We start from the raw sequence: 19739 nt of genomic DNA on the forward strand, positions 1-19739 counted from the left end.
AAAAAAGAGTGCTTTCCTATTTATAAAACACATCATAGGCAAACCGAATCAAGGTTCCGATGACCACGACCAAAAAGAATACACGAATAAATCCGTTTCCTTTATGAATAGCCAGTTTGGCACCAACCCAGCCCCCCAACGCATTGCTGATTGCCATAGGAATAGCAAGAGCCCAGATGATTTTTCCTTTTAATATAAAAAGACAAATAGAACCAAAATTAGTCGACAGATTCACCATTTTAGCATTTGCGGAAGCATGAAGAAAATCAAATCCCAGCAAAGCGATAAAAGCCACCACAAAAAAACTTCCTGTACCCGGCCCTATGAATCCATCATAAAAACCAACCACAAAACTGATTAAAATAGCATAGCCTATCTGTTGTTTTTCGGAGTTATTGTTTTCGACATGCTGGCCGAAATTTTTCTTGACATAGGTGTAAATAGCCAATAACGAAAGGATGAACAGCAATAAAGGTTTCATGAAATCATTACTCATGTAAGTCAATACCGTCGAACCTAAAAAGGCAGAAGGCAAAGCTACTCCCATCATGATGAATAATAATTTCCAGTTCATCTTCACTCTTTTCAGATATTGAAAAGCTGCAAAAGAAGTACCACTAAAAGCTGGAATTTTCAGGGTTCCGATAATTGTTGCAACCGGTAAATTAGGCAATAAAATTAAACCCACCGGAGTTTGAATCAGTCCACCGCCTCCCACAATGGCATCTATAAAACCAGCTGCAAAAGCCGCCAAACATAACAGGATAAGAATATATGATTCCATTGGTGTTTTATTTTTTGCAAAAATACCATTCCATTTTGTTTATTGCTTTATAAATAAAATGGAATTCCCAACAAAAATTCTATTTTTGCTTTCAAATTTTAAAAAATGGATTCAACAAATATCATAGAAATACTGGCTTATACAATCCCATCATTAATAACAGGCGGAGTTGCTTATTTTTTATTCCAATCACATTTTAAAGACCAACAAAACACCCGAAGTTGGTTATTGCAAAAAGACAATCAAAAAATTGCTTTGCCTTTGCGATTACAGGCTTATGAAAGGTTGACATTATTGATGGAACGCATTAATCCATCACAATTGATGGTGCGTATCAATCCTATTTCTAATGACAAAAACGATTACGAAAATTATGTAATTGCCCAAATTGAACAGGAATTTGATCACAATATAGCGCAGCAAATTTATGTTTCTGATAAATGTTGGACAGTTATTTTAACTGCTAAAAATGCAATTGTACAAATGATTCGCACAGCAGCTAAAAACGAAAAAGTTACCAATGCTGATGAATTGAGAACTTTTGTCATCAAAGAATTGTTTGACAAAACATCACCAAGCAACACCGCCTTGGCTTTTATAAAAAATGAAGTAGCCGAATTGTGGTAAATTATTTAACAGCCTCCATAGATTCGCTTTTTTTCAAAGCATATTGAAATCCTTCTTGCCACCATTGCTTCATCTTTACTTTATTAAAAATCAAAGCATTGTTAGTTAAATCAATTGGCGTGTAATAAAGGTTCAACTTAACATTATTATAAGAAGCCGACAAGGTTCCTAATAAAATATCGTGTTTTTCAATTTGGTCTAACTCAATTTGAAACAAATCAATCAATAGTGAAAAAGGGTTTCTTCCAATGGCTGCTCTGGGAGTTGATTTTTCGGTTTCTAAAATAACAACATCAATTTCAGTTGCTCCCCGATTAATTGCTTCCTGAATAGGCACCAAACTGGAAAAACCTCCATCGGCATAATCAAATCCTTTTTTAGTGACTAAACTCATAAAAGGAATATAATTACTTGAAATCCAAATCCAATCGCAGAATTCATCATAAGTACAGTCTTTAATGGATTTGTATTCTGATTGATTCGTGGTAAGATTCGTAACGGTAACCACAACTTCTGTTTCTAAGGCTTTTAATTGGTTAAATTCAACAATAGACAAATTTCTCTTAATGTAAGAACGTAATTTTTTGCTTTCGCCAAAGGTTCTTTTTCCTCTAAAAAACTGCAATAACACATTAAAATGATTAATACTGACTGTATCTATTCCATTCTTTTTTTTAACGATAAACGGATTGATATTGAAAATTTTCCGCATATCCACATTGGTGTAAATACGATGTATTTTTTCGATATTTCCCAGAGCTAAATGAGGAATGAGTAAACTTCCGGTAGAAGTTCCAATCAACAAATTGTATTTGATTTTCTTGTTTTCCAATAAAAATTGGGCAACACCGCCTGCAAATGCTCCTTTGCTTCCTCCTCCCGAAATAACCAATGCTCTCATATTTTTTCATTTAATAATCGATTCAACTGAAACTGCTCTTTTTCGTCCAAACTTGGTAAAATTCGAATAAAGGAATCTTTATGTTCTTGATTTTTCAATAAAGTTCGAATCGTATCGCGTCCAAATTTAGAAAATTGCCACATATGATGCGTGGTTGCTTTTACTAAATTAGTCAAAACCACATCATTAATCAGCTGAAATCCAATTAGTTTTTCTAAAGCATTTTGCCTGGTTGTAGCTTCATATTTTTCAGATGAATAATTGATTAGTTCATCAATCAGCTGCTGTTTTTTATTTGAATATTCAGGAGTCATTAAAGCCAATGACAGCCATAAAGTTCTAAGGTTATAGTCGTTGAAACCAATCCATTTTTTTGATTTTTCTAAATAATCCAATCGCTGTTTTGGAAAGTTTCTCCATAAATACAGCAATGCAATTTCCTGTGTTTGATAAGAGTCATCATCCAAAAGACTTTCGTAATCAGTTCTAAACTCTTCAGGGATTTTAGGCAATGAATAAGCCACTGCCTGACGAACCTGAAGATCATTAGTTTCCAAAGCCAATTGTAAAAACTGTTTTTTAGCTTCAAAAGTTTCATTTCTAAGTTGGTCAACAACCATTTCTTTCGCTGTATGAAAAGCATCTGACATTAGAATTAGCCTAAAAAAACCTTCTTTTTCAGCTAAAGGTTTCGACTTCATTTTATCCAGTTCTAATAATATCTTAGTTATTTTATTTTTAACCAATAACGCATTGACTTTTTGAGTATTAATTGCCGTTGATTCCAGCCATTCTTCAGAAAAAGTATCCGTATCAAAACGACTTACTTTTTTTACTTCTGCTAAGAAATCTTCCGTTGTTACAGCCTGAAAAGCATACTTTTTTAAATAGTTCTTAATGATTTTTTTAAATGCCTTATCTCCTATTTCCTGATGCAACGCAAACAACGCCCAAGCTCCTTTTTGATAATAACTCAATGAACTCGCTTTTTCGTTCAAAACAGGAATGGTATCCGTTCTGGAGGCATATTTTATTTGCTGAATGGATTCGTACATTTTAGAATAAAAATAATCTTCTCCGTAAATCGATTTTTCAGCCAATAAAGCGAAATAAGTAGCAAAACCTTCCTGCAACCAATGGTGTTTTCCACTCGCTGCTGTAATTAAATTACCAAACCATTGATGCGCCAACTCATGCGCTTCTACATTAGTATAATTGCGGTCTTCAAACCCAATTGAATCTACAACATAGCGTGTCGCAAACAAAGTAGCCGAAGTATTTTCCATTCCGGCATACAAAAAATCACGTACAGGAACTTGCTTGTACACTTGCCAAGGGTATTTTACGCCAATTTCTTTCTCTAAAAAATTAAATATTTGTGTCGAATAGCGATAAGTAGGTTCAAATCGGGGTCTATCCTTTTTTTCTATATATAAATCGAGAGGTATCTTGCTTTTGGAAAATTGGGTTCGCTTTTCGAAATTGCCAATGGCGAGCATTAATAAATAAGAACTCATCGGTTTTTTCATTTGATATTGCCAAACACTTTCTTGACCATTGCTGTTTTTATAATTTAAAACACCATTAGAAATGACCTGATAAGCAGAATCGAATTTAATCTCAAGATTGAAAATTACTTTTTCATTCACATCTTCAAAACTAGGAAACCAATTACTGGTATATTTTCCCTGTCCCTGTGTCCAGATTTGCGTATCTTCTGAATTTGCAGAACCTACAAAATACAGGCTTTGTTTTGGTGTCACTGTGTAATCAAAAACCAGTTCGTTTTTCCCTTTTTGAAACGGATAAACAACAAGCAACTGTTTCCCTGAATTTATGAACTGAACATTCTTTTGATTCAGCATTACCCTAGAAAAATTCATGTTTTGCGCATCAATTTTTAAAGTATCTGTAGGCTTCAAAATTTCAAAAGAATAATTTACGTTACCGGTAATCGATTTTTCGACAGCATTTAAACTCAAATGAGCTGAAACCGAAGTGAAATCGACTTTTTTTGTTTGTTGGGCAAAAACAAAAGAAGAAATAAAAAGAAAAAGGTATTTCATTTAAAGCAAATTAAGCTGGAAATCCAAAGTTACAAAGCTTTAGTAAACTATTGGAAGTATTTTGTATGTTTACCTCTTAAACTTTTAATAAAATTAAGTTGAAGAAAGCCCTTTTTAACTGGAGCAGCGGAAAAGATTCTGCTTTAGCCTTATACAAAATCCTGCAAGATTCTGAATTTGAAATCAACTGTTTGTTAACCAGTGTCAATCAGCAATATCAGCGTATTTCCATGCATGGCGTGAGAGTCGAATTACTGGAACAACAAGCCCAAAGTATCGGAATTCCATTAGATATTATGCAAATTCATGAAATGCCTACGATGGAAGTATATGAAAATGTGATGCAGCAAACATTGGAAAAACTAAAAACCAAAGGAATTACCCATTCAGTTTTTGGAGATATTTTTCTGGAAGATTTACGTAAATACCGTGAAGATAAATTAGCAACCATGGGATTTGAAGGTGTTTTTCCTATTTGGAAAATACCAACTCATGATTTGATTCAGGAATTCATTTCTTTAGGTTTTAAAACAATTGTGGTATGTGTCAACGAACGCTTTTTAGACAAAAGTTTTGTGGGAAGAATAATTGACCAGCAATTTATTGATGATTTACCCGAAAATGTTGATGTGTGCGGAGAAAATGGCGAATTCCATACTTTTAGTTTTGATGGGCCTATTTTTCAAAAACCGATCGATTTTGAAATAGGCGAAATTGTGTATCGAAAATATGAAAAGCCAAAACAAGAATCTTCCAACACCGCTTGCGATACAAACGACACTACTGCTTATGATTATGGTTTTTGGTATTGTGATTTAATTCCGAAATAACACAAGATTTTTAGAAAAAATAAACCGCAAATTCTCAAATTAAATAATTTGTGAATTTGCGGTAAATATTGTTTTGCACACTTATTGAAATCTGTGTTTTTATAATTTCTTAGCATTTTTCACCTTTTGGTCGGTGATGGCAATAGCCAGAACTTCACTCATTTCTTTTACATAATGAAAAGTAACTCCCGTTAGATATTCCGGTTTTATTTCATCAACATCACTTTTGTTCTCATGACACAAGATAATTTCTTTAATATTTGCTCTTTTAGCGGCTAATATTTTTTCTTTAATTCCACCTACAGGCAATACTTTTCCTCTAAGTGTAATTTCGCCCGTCATGGCAATATTTTTCTTCACTCTTTTTTGCGTAAAAAGAGATACTAACGAAGTTAACATCGCAATTCCTGCACTTGGTCCGTCTTTTGGTGTAGCTCCTTCCGGAACATGCAAATGAATATTGTATTTGGATAACAATTCAGAATTCAAACCTAATTGATCCACATTTGCTTTTATATATTCCAAAGCAATCGTAGCCGATTCTTTCATCACAGTACCTAAATTCCCGGTAATACTCATACCGCCTTTTCCTGGTGAAAGCAAGGATTCAATAAAAAGAATATCTCCTCCAACACTGGTCCAAGCCAGTCCTGTAACCACTCCAGCAACATCATTACTTTCGTATTTATCGCGCTCTAATCTTGGGACACCTAAAACTTTTACAATATCTTCATCAGTTACTTTTTTATTGTACTCCTCCTCCATTGCAACCGATTTTGCTGCATTTCTAATTACCTGGGCAATTTTAGCTTCCAGTCCACGAACTCCAGATTCACGGGTGTAGCCTTCAACAATTTTTTCTAATTGTTTTTTTCCAATAGTCAAATCTTTCGAAGTCAATCCGTGTTCTTTCAATTGACGAGGAAACAAATGTTGTTTGGCAATTTCTACTTTTTCCTCAATTGTATAACCTGACATTTTGATGATCTCCATACGATCTTTCAAAGCCGGCTGAATAGCACTCATATTGTTGGATGTAGCAATAAACATCACCTTAGACAAATCATATCCTAATTCGACAAAATTATCATAGAAAGAGCTATTTTGTTCCGGATCTAAAACCTCTAACAAAGCTGAAGACGGATCCCCATGATTACTGTTAGATAATTTATCAATTTCATCCAAAACAAACACAGGATTTGATGTTCCTGCCTTTTTTAAACTTTGAATAATTCTACCAGGCATAGCCCCAATATAAGTTTTTCTATGTCCACGAATTTCGGCTTCATCACGCAAACCTCCTAAAGAAATACGAACATACTCTCTCCCTAAAGCCTCTGCAACCGAACGACCAATAGATGTTTTACCAACTCCCGGAGGCCCTGTTAAGCAAATAATAGGCGATTTCATGTCGTTTCTCAACTTCAAAACAGCTAAATGCTCTATCATTCTTTTCTTTACTTCTTCCAATCCAAAATGGTCTCTGTCAAGAATTTTTTGAGCATTTTTTAAATCAAAATTATCTTTCGAAAATTCATTCCATGGCAAATCCAATAGCAATTCCATGTAATTTCTTTGGATACCAAAATCAGGAGCTTGCGGATTCATTCGGCGCATTTTTGCCAATTCCTTTTCAAAAATAGCCTGCGTTTTTTCATCCCATTTTTTCGACTTAGACTTTACTAACATTTCGTCCATTTCTTCTTCCTGAGTCGAACCACCTAATTCTTCCTGTATGGTTTTCATCTGTTGATGAAGAAAATATTCTCTTTGTTGTTGGTCTAAATCAAAACGCACTTTAGATTGAATGTCATTTTTAAGTTCGAGTTTCTGCAACTCAACATTCATATACTTAAGAGTCTCTAAAGCTCTGTCTTTTAAACTATTGATAGCTAATAAATCCTGTTTTTCTTTAACTGATAAATTCATGTTAGAAGTAACAAAATTGATTAAAAAAGACTGACTCTCAATGTTTTTTATAGCAAAAGTAGCTTCACTTGGAATATTAGGGCTTACTTTAATAATCTGAATAGCCAATTCTCTGATTGAATCAAGAATTGCCAAAAATTCAGAATCGTCTTTATCCGGACGTTCTTCTGAAAAATCTTTGATTACCGCTGAAATATATGGATCTTCAGAAGTTACCGATTCGATTTCAAAACGTTTTTTACCCTGAAGAATTACTGTTGTAGTTCCGTCAGGCATTTTAAGAACACGCAAAATACGCGCAACTGTACCTACGGAATTGATATCTTCTTTAGTAGGATCTTCAATTTCTTCATCTTTTTGGGCAACAACACCTATTATTTTCCCACCGGCATTAGTGTCATCAATCAGTTTAATCGATTTATCTCTCCCTGCAGTAATAGGAATAACAACCCCAGGAAACAAAACCATATTGCGCAATGGTAGAATTGGCAAAGATTCCGGTAATTCTTCCTTCATCATTTCCTCTTCGTCTTCTGGTGTCAATAAAGGTATTAATTCAGCTTCTGAATCGAATTCTTGTTGTGACAGATTGTCAATAGTAAGTATTTTATGTTTTGACATAGTGTAATTTAAGTCTTTTTGTCATTAAATATTTTACCCATCTAATAACAAAGTTAGTATTTATGTGTTTTACATTATTGAAAATCAAACAATAACAAAAACAAATTGCATTTATTAGTATTTATAAGTCAATCATTGTGCCATAAAACAACAAAACAAAGCCCTCAAAAGAAACTTCTACTGAGGGCTAAGATTTATCTATTTTATTTAAATTTAATATTCTACATCAAAAGTACCTTCGGTTATATTAAACGGCGTTGTACCATTGGTAGTAAACTTAAAAGTCCCTTTAATTCGATCAGCTGTAATTGAAGTTATCGTAACACTTCCTGAAACAGCTTTGTATTCTCCGTTCACATCCTCATAACTCCCTTGAACTTTATCTGATAAAGTATTAGCTGTAATTGAATAAGTCCCTGTAGTCAAACTACTTCTTACTCCAATTGAAATACTATTCATATTTACATCTTCAGCTCCTATAGTTATAAATTCATCAGTTCCGGAACCGATTGTAGCAGTAAAAATATCAGTAGAAACAAAGTTAGTTCCACCTACTTTTGCAGTAAAAACATCACCCGTTTCTTCTTGAGTAATATAAGGTATTGTAAAAGTTCCATTTGTAAACTGAATTGCCACTTTAGGATCATTCGTATTTGACCAATAACCTTTAAAATGAAAAGTCCCTGATATAGTTTTAGTTTCTGTATTAATACTTGTTATAGTAACCGAGCCTGTATCCTCCGTTGGATTATCCTCATTAACACTCCAAAAACCATACTCAGTTCCTGCTGGCGAATAAATAACAAAGTTCTCATTAGCAGCATAAGTTCCCACAGCAGCCCCTTCAATCATAATAGCAAAACCTTCCCCTTTAGAATTAGTTGCTGAGATTTCGATAAGATGTCCCGAAACTATAGCTTGAGTTTTACTCGCTGTCCATGTCTTTCCGCCAAAGTCGGCTTTAAAAACTCCTGAATTTGAACCAGGATCTGGTTCAACCGTTCCGTCTATTGGCTCATAGACACAAGCTGTTAAAAGTGTTAGCAAAAATAAAACTAAAAATTGTGACTTATATTTAAATATCCTCATAGTCTGGAGCTTTTATTTATCTCCAAATATAATTTTTTATTTTATTTTTCCTACTATTTTTTAGGTACTTTTCTTAACAAAACAATTCCAATGAAAAAGAAAACAGCTAAAAATACAATTGCGTATCGGGGACTTCCTGTTCTTTGATCTATAATTCCATAAACTAGCATCCCAATCACAATTCCAATTTTTTCAGCAACATCATAAAAACTAAAAAAAGAAGCCGTATCCTGAGTTTCCGGTAAAAACTTGGAGTAAGTTGAACGGGACAAAGACTGAATTCCTCCCATTACCAAACCAACTAAGGCTGCCATAACATAAAAATGAATCGGTAAAATGATAAAATAAGCGGCAATACATAACACCATCCAAATACTATTGATAACGATTAATACAGGAATATTTCCATATTTTTCAGATGCTTTCGAAGTAGTATAAGCTCCAAAAATAGCCACTATTTGAATCAACAAAATACAAATAATCAATCCTAGTGTACTTTGATCTTTAGATTCCCAGGCAATTTCCTGTGCTCCAAAATAAGTAGCAACAAGCATTACGGTTTGTACAGCCATACTGTACACAAAAAAACTCCCCAAATATTTCTTCAAACGGACATTCTCCTCAAGCAAGAACCAAACTTTTTTGAGTTCGCTAAATCCATTAAAAATAACAGTCCGTGTAACTTCTCCAGAATTATTATTCCCTTTTGGCAAATAATAATAAGTGTACTGACTAAATAAAATCCACCAGGCACCCACCATTACAAAGGAATAACGCATAGCTTTCATAGCCGAAGGCATACCATCGACACCAGTTATATTAAACCATTCCGGTTTCATAACCATCGATAAATTGACAACTAACAAAATTACACTGCCAAAATATCCTAATGAATAACCTTTAGCGCTTATCGCATCTTGTTGTTCCTCAAAAGCAATATCAGGTAAATAGGAATTATAAAAAACTAAACTGCCCCAAAAACCAATTAATCCTAATAAATAAAACAATAAGCTTAAATAAATGTTATCTAAATCAAACCAATATAGTCCCATGCAGGATAAGGCTCCCAAATAGCAAAAAAACTTCATAAAGAACCTCTTATTACCTACATAATCTGCAATTCCAGACAATAGTGGAGACAAAAAAGCAACCATTAAAAATGCAAAAGCAGTAACAAAACTAATAAGCGCCGAATTTTTCACACTGAAACCAAGCACATCAATATAATGTCCTGTTTTTGAAAATAAAGCTTCATAAAATATAGGAAAAACAGCTGATGTAATTACCAATGGATAAACTGAATTTGCCCAATCGTAAAATGCCCAAGCATTCAATAATTTTTTATCTCCTTTTTGCAATGGAATCATATCTCTCTTTTTTGGGAACGAATTTATAGTTTTTTAAACAGTTTCTACTTAAATCAATTAAAAATATCTTTTTAATCAGCACAAAAAAAAGCCAATTCGTTAGAATTGGCTATAAATAAGTTTTTCCTTTTTTTTTATTTAAATACTACTCCAAATTTAGCTGCAACTGCTTTAGCTTCCGGAACCATCGCTTTTAAATTAGCAATTCTGGTAGCATCAGACGGGTGTGTGCTTAACATCTCAGCTGGAGCCTGACCTCCTGAATTTGCAGACATTCTTGTCCAAAAATTAATCGCTTCGTCTGGATTGTAACCTGCAATAGCCATTAATATTAATCCAATTTTATCAGCTTCCGTTTCGTGACTTCTGCTAAATGGCAACATCACTCCTACCTGAGAACCAATTCCGTAATACTGTTGCCACATTTGTTGTTTTTCGGCACTTTGACTTCCTGTTGCAGCTGCAACACCAGCAGCTCCAAGGGTTTGCAATTGAGAAGCACTCATACGTTGAGCTCCATGATTAGCAAGTGCATGTGAAACTTCGTGTCCCATTACCGTAGCTAAACCGGCGTCGTTTTTTGTTATTGGTAAAATTCCTGAATAAACTACAATTTTACCCCCTGGCATACACCAGGCATTTACTTCTTTATTGTCAACTAATTTGTATTCCCACTGATAGTCTTTCAAATAATCGTTCTGACCTAAAGAAGCCAAATAACGCTCGGCAGCAACTTTAATTTTGATTCCAACAGTTTCTACTTTTTTAGCATCAGCAGTACCTGAAATCACTTTGTTTGCTTTCAAAAAAGTTCCGTATTCCTGAAAAGAAGAAGGAAACAATTCGCTATTAGAAACAAAATTTAATGTTTTTTTTCCTGTGAGCGGATTTGTCGCACAAGAACTAATAAGTCCTAAAACTGCAATACCTACAAATAATAAATTCTTTTTCATGATAGTTATTTTTTTACTAACAAAAGTACAATTATTCTCCTATAATATGCAAAACATTAAACCCCTTAGGAACAATTAAATATTGATTTTCTTTAAAACTTTTGGCATCAAAAGCCACTTCTTCATTGTCAATTTCTAAAATTTTAATTTCAAATGGCAATCCAATAAAATTGATTTTGTATTTCGTATAATTGGTATCGTATTTCCCTTCTTTGTGTACATGGATATTTAACTCTTTCTCTTTTCCTGTCAATTGAAAAGACACAAAACTAAATCGTCCTTTTTTATAATCATAACCATCTTGCCCATCTTCATACACCACCGATTTTTCTTTCCCCTCTTTGTAATACACATCCAGAGTTAATTCATCAAATTCTAATTCGCCTACATATTGCTGTACAGGATACTTTGGAATAATAGATCCCGCCTTAACAAAAATAGGGATTTCATCAAATTTAGTATCAACCCACATTTCTTTCCCTCCTTTAACCAAACAATTAGTCCAGTAATTATACCATTGTCCTTTAAGAATATACATTCTTCGTCCTAAAGCGTTAGGTTCTAAAATTGGACACACTAAAATTTGATTACCAAACACAAATTCATCATTTCGATAATGAGTCTGAATATCTTCTTGATCATAATATACCAAAGGTTTTAACATAGGTACACCTTCTTCGATATATTGCCAAAACATGGTATACAAATACGGTAATAACTGATAACGAAGGTTAACAAATTTTCGAGTGATATCAATAACCTCTTCATCAAAAGCCCAAGGCTCTTGATTACCATGATCTCCTGAAGAGTGTGTTCTACAAAAAGGATGAAAAACACCAAGCTGAATCCATCTTGCATACAATTCGCCTGTAGGTTGCTCTGCAAAACCTCCAATATCTGAACCCGTAAAGCCCATTCCCGATATAGACATTCTTTGAACCTGAATATTAGCTATCCAAAGATGTTCCCAGGTTGCCACATTATCTCCTGTCCATGAAGATGTGTAACGTTGTGCTCCTGAATAAGCCGATCTTGTAATGATAAATGGTCTTTTAGGATAAGCAAAACGTTTTACCCCATTATAAGTAGCTCTTGCCATTTGCGTTCCATAAATATTATGGGCTTTTCTATGGCTACATGGATTTCCATCGTAATTATGACGCACGTCATTCGGGAAAGTTTTGTTAGGAACTTCCATTACCGCAGGTTCGTTCATGTCGTTCCACACTCCTTTTACCCCAATATCTGAAATTAATTCTTTAAATAATCCAGCCCACCATTCTCTTACTTCGGGATTTGTATAATCCGGAAAATTACATTCTCCAGGCCACACCTTTCCTTTCATGTAAGGACCATCGGCTCTTTTGCAAAAATAATCCTTTGCTAAAGCTTCTTTATAAACCCAGTATTCTTTGTCTATTTTAATCCCAGGATCAATAATAACAATGGTTTTAAAACCGTCTTCGGCTAATTCAGAAACCATTCGTTTAGGATCAGGGAAATATTCCTTGTTCCAGGTAAAACACCTAAAACCTTCCATATAATCAATATCTAAATAAATAGCATCACAAGGAATTTGTAATTCTCTAAATTTAGCCGCTACCTCTTTCACATTGCTCTCCGGATAATAACTCCATTTACATTGATGATATCCTAAAGCCCATAAAGGAGGTAATTCGGGCTTTCCGGTTAAATCAGTATATGAAGTAACTACATCCTGCATATTAGGACCGTAAAAGAAATAATAATTCATTTCCCCCCCATCTGACCAGAAGCTGGTTACATTTCTTCTTTCGTGACAAAAATCAAAAAATGTTCTAAAAGTATTGTCAAAGAAAATTCCATAAGCCTGCTTATTATGCAATCCAATATAAAAAGGAACCACCTTGTATAAAGGCTCTTGTTCTTTTTGAAAAGCATATTGATCAGTAGCAAAGTTTTCTACCCTTTTCCCTTTAAGGTTCATTTGAGTGGCCTTGTCCCCTAAACCATAAAAACATTCTCCGTCTTTTGAAGCCTTACTCATCTTGACGATATTCCCTCCAAATTCGTAACATTCTTCCCAATGAAAACCTAATTCATCTTCTAATAATACATTTCCTTTCAAATCGTATATAGAAGCTCTTAAATCGGCTTTTTGAATTTTACAAATAAGCTTATTTGTGGTTATTTGATAATAACTTTCTTCTTCATTAACTACTAAACGATTATACCCATGAGAATGACTTTCATCAATTGCATACGAAAAGTCATTGCTAAAATAACCTTTAGTTGTAAATCGGAAACGAAGCAAACTATCTCTTAAAACAGTAAGTTTTAATATGACATTATTATCGGTATAAAAATATACAGAATCAACATCATGCATGAAAGAAACTATTTTTGATGGATATAAATCTCCTTTATATTCTAATTCTGTATTTGTAATCATCTCAATTCATTTTGGTTAATTATTATGCTCTTTCTCAAACATACAAAAAATATTTTTTATAAATAAACAATAGCATTTTTATTAACGAAATCGTAATAGTTGACTAATTATCAAAAAAAAGAAGTATTAACAATAATATTAATACTTCTTAGTCAAAAAAATTAAATTTTATGAAGCTCGATTTTTTAAATAAAAAAAATGATGCTTAAGAAATTTTAAAAACAGTCACACTCAACGGTGGTAAAAGCAATTCAACTGAATAATCTCTTCCGCCATAAGGGAAAGATTCTATCTTTAATTCGGTTATATTCTGTAAGTTACTTCCTTGATATTTTTCTAAATCGCTATTAAAAATTTCAGTAAGTTTTCCTTTTCTAGGAACTCCAATTCTGTAATTCTTACGAACGATTTGAGTAAAATTACACACAACAATCAAATCGTCTTTTGGATCATTCCCTTTTCGAATATAGGAAAGCACCGCATTTTGATGATCTGAATAATTAATCCATTCAAAACCTTCATGACTAAATTGTTTTTGGTATAAAGCAGGTTCTGATTTGTATAATTTATTTAAATCTTTAATCAACTCTTTCACACCATTATGCACCGGATATTGCAATAAATGCCAGTCTAGGCTTTCTTGAAAATTCCATTCGGCCATTTGACCAAATTCGCCTCCCATAAAAAGTAAATTCCCTCCCGGATGCGTGAACATATAACCGTAAAGCAAACGTAAATTGGCAAACTTCTGCCATTCATCACCCGGCATACGATCAGCAATAGATTTTTTACCATATACTACTTCGTCATGAGACAACGGCAACATAAAGTTTTCGGTAAAAGCATAAGTCATAGAAAAAGTCAAATCATTTTGATGGTATTTTCTATACACAGTTGCTTTTTGGAAATATTTTAAGGTATCGTGCATCCATCCCATCATCCACTTCATCCCAAATCCAAGTCCACCTACTGATGTAGGTCGGGAAACCATTGAGAACGAAGTACTTTCTTCTGCAATTGTCTGAACTCCTTCATAATTAGAATAAACTACCTCATTGAATTCTTTTAGAAAACTAATGGTATCCAGATTTTCATTTCCTCCAAAAATATTTGGTTCCCATTCTCCGTCATTTCTGGAATAATCTAAATAAAGCATTGATGCGACAGCGTCAACCCTTAAACCATCAACATGATAATGATGCAACCAAAATAAAGCATTACTAATCAGGAAAGAACGCACTTCGTTTCTTCCGTAATTAAACACTAGGCTTTTCCAATCAGGGTGATAACCTTTTCTTCTATCAGGGTGCTCATAAAGATGAGAACCATCAAAATAGCCTAATCCGTGTGCGTCATCTGGAAAATGAGAGGGTACCCAATCCAGAATAACACCAATACCTGCCTGATGCAGTTTATCTACCAAGACCATAAAATCTTGTGGATTTCCAAAACGGGAAGTTGGAGCAAAATAGCCTACTAATTGATACCCCCAAGAAGGATCATAAGGATATTCCATCACTGGCATAAACTCAACATGAGTAAACCCCATTTCTTTTACATAACTCACCAAATCTTCAGCTAATTCCAGATAAGTTAAAAACCGATTTCCTTCACCACGTTTCCAAGAACCTAAATGTACTTCGTAAACAGAATAAGGTTTATCCAAATCATTGTGTTCTTTTCGGGTTTTCATCCATTTGGAATCATCCCAATCATGATTTAAATCCCAGACTACCGAAGCTGTATGAGGTGGTTTCTCACAATAAAAAGCAAATGGATCAGCCTTTTCAGTCACTAAACCATCATTATTAGATAGAATTTTATATTTATAATTAGTCCCTTTTTGAATATTAGGAATAAAACCTTCCCAAATACCTGAAGAATCCCAACGTACATAAAGTTCGTGTTCACCTTGTGTCCAAAAATTAAAATCTCCAACAACAGAAACCGAATGCGCCGTAGGAGCCCAAACAGCAAAATAAACACCCTGGACACCATTTAATTCAATTAAATGAGCCCCTAACTTTTCATACAATCTAAAATGTTTTCCAGCTTTGAATAAGTTAATATCAAAATCAGTAAAAAGGGAGTGCGAAATAACTTTACTCATAGTATTATTGGTATAATTCTAAATTTTAAAAAATAGAATATTGATATAAAAAAACAGTTTGTCTAACTTTTATTCAATTCTAAAATTATCAGGCAAAGTCACACCTTTCTTTATTACTACAATTCCATCTTTTATAGCATACAAATCGGTTGTAGCATTTTCTAAATGGGAACCACCATTAATGTAAACATTATTCCCTATTCGGCAGTTCTTATCCACTAAAGCATTATTGATATAACAGCCTTCACCTATTCCAACTAATATTTTGTTATTTTTAGTATCTTCTTCCATGTCTTCGATACTTTGATAAAAATCGTTACCCATGACATAAGTATTATGGATAATTGAATCTTTACCTACTCTGGATCGGATTCCAATAACGGAGTGTACAATCTCTTTTGCATTCAAAATACATCCTTCAGAAATTAATGATTTATCCATCATTGTATTTTGAAACTTAGATGGCGGTAACATTCGGGGTCTTGTGTAAATTTTGTTATCGTTATCAAACAAATTAAATTTAGGCACATCCTCTGTTAGTCCAATATTAGCTTCAAAGAAAGAATCAATATTTCCAATATCAGTCCAATATCCTTCGTATTGGTAACTTAGGATTTTTTTATTTCCAACAGCCTGTGGAATAATTTCTTTACCAAAATCTTTTGTGTCAGGATTCTCCATTAAATCTACCAAAAGCTTCTTATTGAAAATATAAATACCCATAGAGGCTAAATAATTTTTCCCTTCTGCTTTCATTTGATCACTCACATCTGATTCCCAGTCAGGTAAAAGTTCTTTGGCTGGTTTTTCTATAAAAGATTCAATACAACTATCACTATTGGTTTTTAAGATTCCAAATTCAGGAGCATCTTTAGCATTAACAGGCAATGTCGCAATTGTAATATCGGCTTCTTTTCTCATATGCTCTTCAATCATATCATTAAAGTCCATTTGATACAATTGGTCACCCGACAGAATTAAAGCGTAATCAAAATTATGATTCAAAAAATGAGGCATACATTGTCTTACTGCATCGGCAGTTCCTTGAAACCATGTTGGATTATCAGGAGTTTGTTCAGCTGCTAAGATATCTACAAAAGCCTGACTAAATGCACTAAAAACATAAGTGTTTTTGATGTGTGCATTAAGTGAAGCCGAATTAAATTGTGTCAATACAAACATTCTATAAATATCTGAATTCATACAATTTGAAATAGGAATATCTACCAATCTATATTTTCCACCAACCGGCACAGCTGGTTTAGATCTAGTTTCAGTCAATGGATACAATCTGGATCCCTGTCCTCCTCCTAGGATAATAGCAATAACGTTTTTTCTTTTTGCCTTCATATTTTGTTAAGTATTAAGTTGTACATTTCTATATATTCCTGACTTGCTTTTTCCCAAGAATGATCGGTGCTCATTCCTTTTTTTCTAATTTGATTTAAATGCTCTTTATCCTTGTACAAGCTAACTGCTCTTTGAATTGAATAACATATATCTCCTACCGAAGATTGATCATGGCAAATTCCATTTCCATTGTCCCCAAAATCAATTACAGTATCTTTCAATCCTCCTGTTCTCCTAACAATAGGAATAGTTCCATATCTCAAAGAGTACATTTGATTTAATCCGCAAGGTTCTACTCTTGAAGGCATCATTAAAAAATCGGCTCCGGCATAAATTAAATGGGCTAATTCTTCATTGTAACCAATAAAAGTATTGTAATTCCCTTTGTAATCAACCAATAAACTATTCAATTGATTCTCAATATTTGAATTTCCTGAGCCTAATATTAAAATATTAATCTCTTTATAATTTTCAGAAAGTGCTAAAGCCGAAGCTTGTGGCAATAAATCTCCTCCTTTTTCATCCCATAACCTACCTATAAAACTAAACAGCGGTTTTGTAGGGTCGAGATTAAAAAGAGTACTAAGTATTTCTTTATTCTGTTGTTTTCCTTTTTCGAAATTTTGAATAGAATAGTTTTTTTCCAGCATTTTATCTTTAGCCGGATCCCAAACCTGCGTATCAATTCCGTTTAAAATACCCCTTGATTTGTAGCGAACAAGGTTAAACAATGATTCTAAACCATTAGCTGAATAATTTATTTCATCCAAATAACTTGGAGAAACAGTAGTAACTGCCGAAGCACATTTAACTCCTACAGCTAATGAATTAATACAATTACTCCATTCTAATATTTTAACATGACTCAAATCAAATTCTGGAAAATAATTCAATTTCTCAAAACTAAACTGCCCTTGATACAATCCATTATGAATAGTAATCATTGAAGGTGTATTAAGCAACTTATGATACTTATGACAATATTGAATCATAAAAGGAATCAAACCTGTATGATGATCATGACAATTAATAACATCAGGCATTGCCTCTCTACCAATAATCCAATCCAGAGTTGCTATTTGAAAAGACATAAAACGCTCTATATCATCCTCATACCCATAAACATCTTTTCTATCAAAAAGCTCTGGTATTTCCATTAAATACAATTCAAAACCAAGCTTATCTGTCTTTTCTTTAAGAACACTAAAAGGAAAACTAAAATTCCCTAATTGAACCGTTCCCCAATGCACACACTCAAAATCATTTTCATCCCTGAATTTAGTTTCATAACAAGGCATTACAACCCTTAATTTATGACCAGTATTACTTTGGTATTTTGGCAAAGCTCCAACTACGTCAGCTAAACCACCTACTTTAGCTACTGGATAGCACTCTGCACTAATATGAAATATTTCCATTTATTGATTTAAGTTTAATTAGGGTTAAAAAAATATAAAATAAAAAAGATTAGTTAAATTATCATCAAATAAACACAAACACTATTAAAATCATTAATGATATCATTTTAACTTTTTCTAAATATAGTAAAAAACAGTAACAATAACAGCAAAAATTAAAAAATATTATCCTTTAAAATTAACTTTTTTTATAATTAAAACCTTTCAAAAATGCCTGTTTTTTGTTGAAATTATAGAAATTGATAATTCAAAAATAAAGCCGCTATAAAATCATTATTTTCTTATAATTTATTGCTTAAAATTATATAATTATAATTCTAAAATCAGCAGGACAAAGCAAATGATAATAATTTGATAACGATAAAACAATTTACTAAATTTGAAGATGGACTTATTTAGTGATGCAATAGATTGGAAAGAAGAATTAAATCCAATCCTGAAGAAATACAAATCAAGCAAACACCCGCTAAAATACCGTAATTTATACGAATTGGTAATTATGGTCATTTTATCTGCTCAAGATTCTGATGAAAACATCAATAAAATAACACCAAATTTCTTTGATGCATTTCCTGAAATCAAAAGTTTAGCCAAATCAAAAGTTGAAGCAATAATTCCATATATCCATAAAGTAAAATTCTATGAAAATAAAGCAGAATGGATTATCAACCTGGCAAAAACCATTAAAAAAGACGAAAATATTCCTCTAACAATAAGAGAATTAACAGATATAAAAGGAATTGGTAGAAAATCAGCCAACGTAATCATGAGAGAATCAAATATTCCATCAGAAGGAATAATTACTGATTTACATGTCCTCCGGGTAGCTCCAAGAATAGGAATAATAAGTCCAACAAAAGATGGAATAAAAGCTGAAAAACAATTAATGACTATTTTGCCTAGAGAAATCTGGAATGAAATTGGTATGGCAATTTCATTTCTGGGAAGAGAAATCTGCCGACCGATACCTAAATGTTTCGAATGTCCTATAAATTCCTGTTGCAAATACCCTAAAAAAAACTTTATGACTGAATATTAATATTTTTGGTCAACTAGTTTATACTAGAATTATTCAATTTTTAATTCAAAAATTATCAAAATCGTTGTAAAACAAAAAACCCCGTTTCGTTAGAAACAGGGTTTTCAAAGAAAGGCGACGACATACTCTCCCACATAACTGCAGTACCATCTGCGCAGGCGGGCTTAACTACTCTGTTCGGGATGGGAAGAGGTGAGCCCCGCCGCAATAACCACCTTAAGGTC

14 protein-coding genes and 1 rRNA gene are annotated in these 19739 nt (G+C 33.2%); 3 read left to right on the top strand and 12 right to left on the bottom strand.

All coding sequences use genetic code 11. The annotated features are described in order from the left end of the window. Positions 1-16 precede the first annotated feature (16 nt). Positions 17-784 carry a sulfite exporter TauE/SafE family protein gene (locus tag EOD40_RS11690; RefSeq protein WP_128195723.1) on the bottom strand — a complete coding sequence of 256 codons (768 nt, stop codon included), beginning with the start codon at positions 782-784 and terminating at the stop codon, positions 17-19. A gap of 105 nt (positions 785-889) precedes the next feature. Here EOD40_RS11690 and EOD40_RS11695 point away from each other — a divergent pair, with 105 nt between their 5' ends. Then, entirely contained in the window at positions 890-1411 is a 522-nt protein-coding gene (locus EOD40_RS11695; protein WP_128195725.1) for a DUF7935 family protein, read from the top strand. Position 1412: 1 nt separating this feature from the next. Here EOD40_RS11695 and EOD40_RS11700 read toward each other — a convergent pair whose 3' ends face one another. Both EOD40_RS11700 and EOD40_RS11705 read right to left on the bottom strand, forming a co-directional pair. Then, positions 1413-2312, bottom strand: coding sequence for a patatin-like phospholipase family protein (locus EOD40_RS11700; protein WP_128195727.1), 900 nt, complete (start codon positions 2310-2312; stop codon positions 1413-1415). Beyond that, positions 2309-4378, bottom strand: coding sequence for a M1 family metallopeptidase (locus tag EOD40_RS11705; RefSeq protein WP_128195729.1), 2070 nt, complete (start codon positions 4376-4378; stop codon positions 2309-2311). Before EOD40_RS11705 ends, EOD40_RS11700 begins: the two co-directional genes overlap by 4 nt. Before the next feature lie 98 nt (positions 4379-4476). On the opposite strand from EOD40_RS11705, the gene EOD40_RS11710 reads away from it, so the two are divergent. After that, positions 4477-5208 carry a Dph6-related ATP pyrophosphatase gene (locus EOD40_RS11710; protein ID WP_128195731.1) on the top strand — a complete coding sequence of 244 codons (732 nt, stop codon included), beginning with the start codon at positions 4477-4479 and terminating at the stop codon, positions 5206-5208. A 99-nt stretch (positions 5209-5307) separates the two neighbouring features. Here the strand turns inward: EOD40_RS11710 and lon are convergent, their stop codons facing one another. The 8 genes from lon to EOD40_RS11750 all read right to left on the bottom strand — a co-directional run bounded on the left by lon (position 5308) and on the right by EOD40_RS11750 (position 18476). Continuing rightward, entirely contained in the window at positions 5308-7758 is a 2451-nt protein-coding gene (gene lon / locus EOD40_RS11715; RefSeq protein WP_128195733.1) for an endopeptidase La, read from the bottom strand. 213 nt (positions 7759-7971) lie between these two features. Then, complete coding sequence (locus tag EOD40_RS11720; protein ID WP_128195735.1) at positions 7972-8847, bottom strand: DUF6252 family protein; 876 nt, start codon at positions 8845-8847, stop codon at positions 7972-7974. A 53-nt stretch (positions 8848-8900) separates the two neighbouring features. Further along, positions 8901-10214: an MFS transporter gene (locus tag EOD40_RS11725; protein ID WP_128195737.1), complete on the bottom strand. Its 1314-nt coding sequence runs from the start codon at positions 10212-10214 to the stop codon at positions 8901-8903. 134 nt (positions 10215-10348) lie between these two features. Further along, positions 10349-11167, bottom strand: coding sequence for a M48 family metallopeptidase (locus EOD40_RS11730; protein ID WP_128195739.1), 819 nt, complete (start codon positions 11165-11167; stop codon positions 10349-10351). 31 nt (positions 11168-11198) lie between these two features. Then, positions 11199-13598 carry a glycoside hydrolase family 31 protein gene (locus EOD40_RS11735; RefSeq protein WP_128195740.1) on the bottom strand — a complete coding sequence of 800 codons (2400 nt, stop codon included), beginning with the start codon at positions 13596-13598 and terminating at the stop codon, positions 11199-11201. Between the two features lie 205 nt (positions 13599-13803). Beyond that, positions 13804-15708 carry a 1,4-alpha-glucan branching protein GlgB gene (glgB, locus tag EOD40_RS11740; protein ID WP_128195742.1) on the bottom strand — a complete coding sequence of 635 codons (1905 nt, stop codon included), beginning with the start codon at positions 15706-15708 and terminating at the stop codon, positions 13804-13806. A 69-nt stretch (positions 15709-15777) separates the two neighbouring features. After that, on the bottom strand, positions 15778-17058 hold the full coding sequence (locus tag EOD40_RS11745) for a glucose-1-phosphate adenylyltransferase (protein WP_128195744.1): 1281 nt from the start codon (positions 17056-17058) through the stop codon (positions 15778-15780). Beyond that, positions 17055-18476 (bottom strand): glycogen synthase, encoded by a 1422-nt coding sequence (locus tag EOD40_RS11750; protein ID WP_128195746.1) that lies wholly within the window; start codon positions 18474-18476, stop codon positions 17055-17057. Before EOD40_RS11750 ends, EOD40_RS11745 begins: the two co-directional genes overlap by 4 nt. Before the next feature lie 385 nt (positions 18477-18861). Here EOD40_RS11750 and EOD40_RS11755 point away from each other — a divergent pair, with 385 nt between their 5' ends. Continuing rightward, positions 18862-19515, top strand: a complete 654-nt coding sequence (locus EOD40_RS11755) for an endonuclease III domain-containing protein (protein WP_128195748.1) — start codon at positions 18862-18864, stop codon at positions 19513-19515. A 109-nt stretch (positions 19516-19624) separates the two neighbouring features. Here EOD40_RS11755 and rrf read toward each other — a convergent pair. Next, positions 19625-19734: ribosomal RNA gene (rrf, locus tag EOD40_RS11760) — 5S ribosomal RNA — on the bottom strand. Positions 19735-19739 lie beyond the last annotated feature (5 nt).

Source organism: Flavobacterium sufflavum (assembly GCF_004016525.1).
Lineage (GTDB): Bacteria > Bacteroidota > Bacteroidia > Flavobacteriales > Flavobacteriaceae > Flavobacterium > Flavobacterium sufflavum.

Coding starts and splice junctions, on each gene's coding strand:
- glgB (WP_128195742.1), bottom strand. CDS start 15,708: ATGAGTAAAGTTATTTCGCACTCCCTTTTTACTGATTTTGATATTAAC.
- EOD40_RS11750 (WP_128195746.1), bottom strand. CDS start 18,476: ATGGAAATATTTCATATTAGTGCAGAGTGCTATCCAGTAGCTAAAGTA.
- EOD40_RS11720 (WP_128195735.1), bottom strand. CDS start 8,847: ATGAGGATATTTAAATATAAGTCACAATTTTTAGTTTTATTTTTGCTA.
- EOD40_RS11745 (WP_128195744.1), bottom strand. CDS start 17,058: ATGAAGGCAAAAAGAAAAAACGTTATTGCTATTATCCTAGGAGGAGGA.
- EOD40_RS11735 (WP_128195740.1), bottom strand. CDS start 13,598: ATGATTACAAATACAGAATTAGAATATAAAGGAGATTTATATCCATCA.
- EOD40_RS11725 (WP_128195737.1), bottom strand. CDS start 10,214: ATGATTCCATTGCAAAAAGGAGATAAAAAATTATTGAATGCTTGGGCA.
- EOD40_RS11730 (WP_128195739.1), bottom strand. CDS start 11,167: ATGAAAAAGAATTTATTATTTGTAGGTATTGCAGTTTTAGGACTTATT.
- lon (WP_128195733.1), bottom strand. CDS start 7,758: ATGTCAAAACATAAAATACTTACTATTGACAATCTGTCACAACAAGAA.
- EOD40_RS11700 (WP_128195727.1), bottom strand. CDS start 2,312: ATGAGAGCATTGGTTATTTCGGGAGGAGGAAGCAAAGGAGCATTTGCA.
- EOD40_RS11705 (WP_128195729.1), bottom strand. CDS start 4,378: ATGAAATACCTTTTTCTTTTTATTTCTTCTTTTGTTTTTGCCCAACAA.
- EOD40_RS11755 (WP_128195748.1), top strand. CDS start 18,862: ATGGACTTATTTAGTGATGCAATAGATTGGAAAGAAGAATTAAATCCA.
- EOD40_RS11695 (WP_128195725.1), top strand. CDS start 890: ATGGATTCAACAAATATCATAGAAATACTGGCTTATACAATCCCATCA.
- EOD40_RS11690 (WP_128195723.1), bottom strand. CDS start 784: ATGGAATCATATATTCTTATCCTGTTATGTTTGGCGGCTTTTGCAGCT.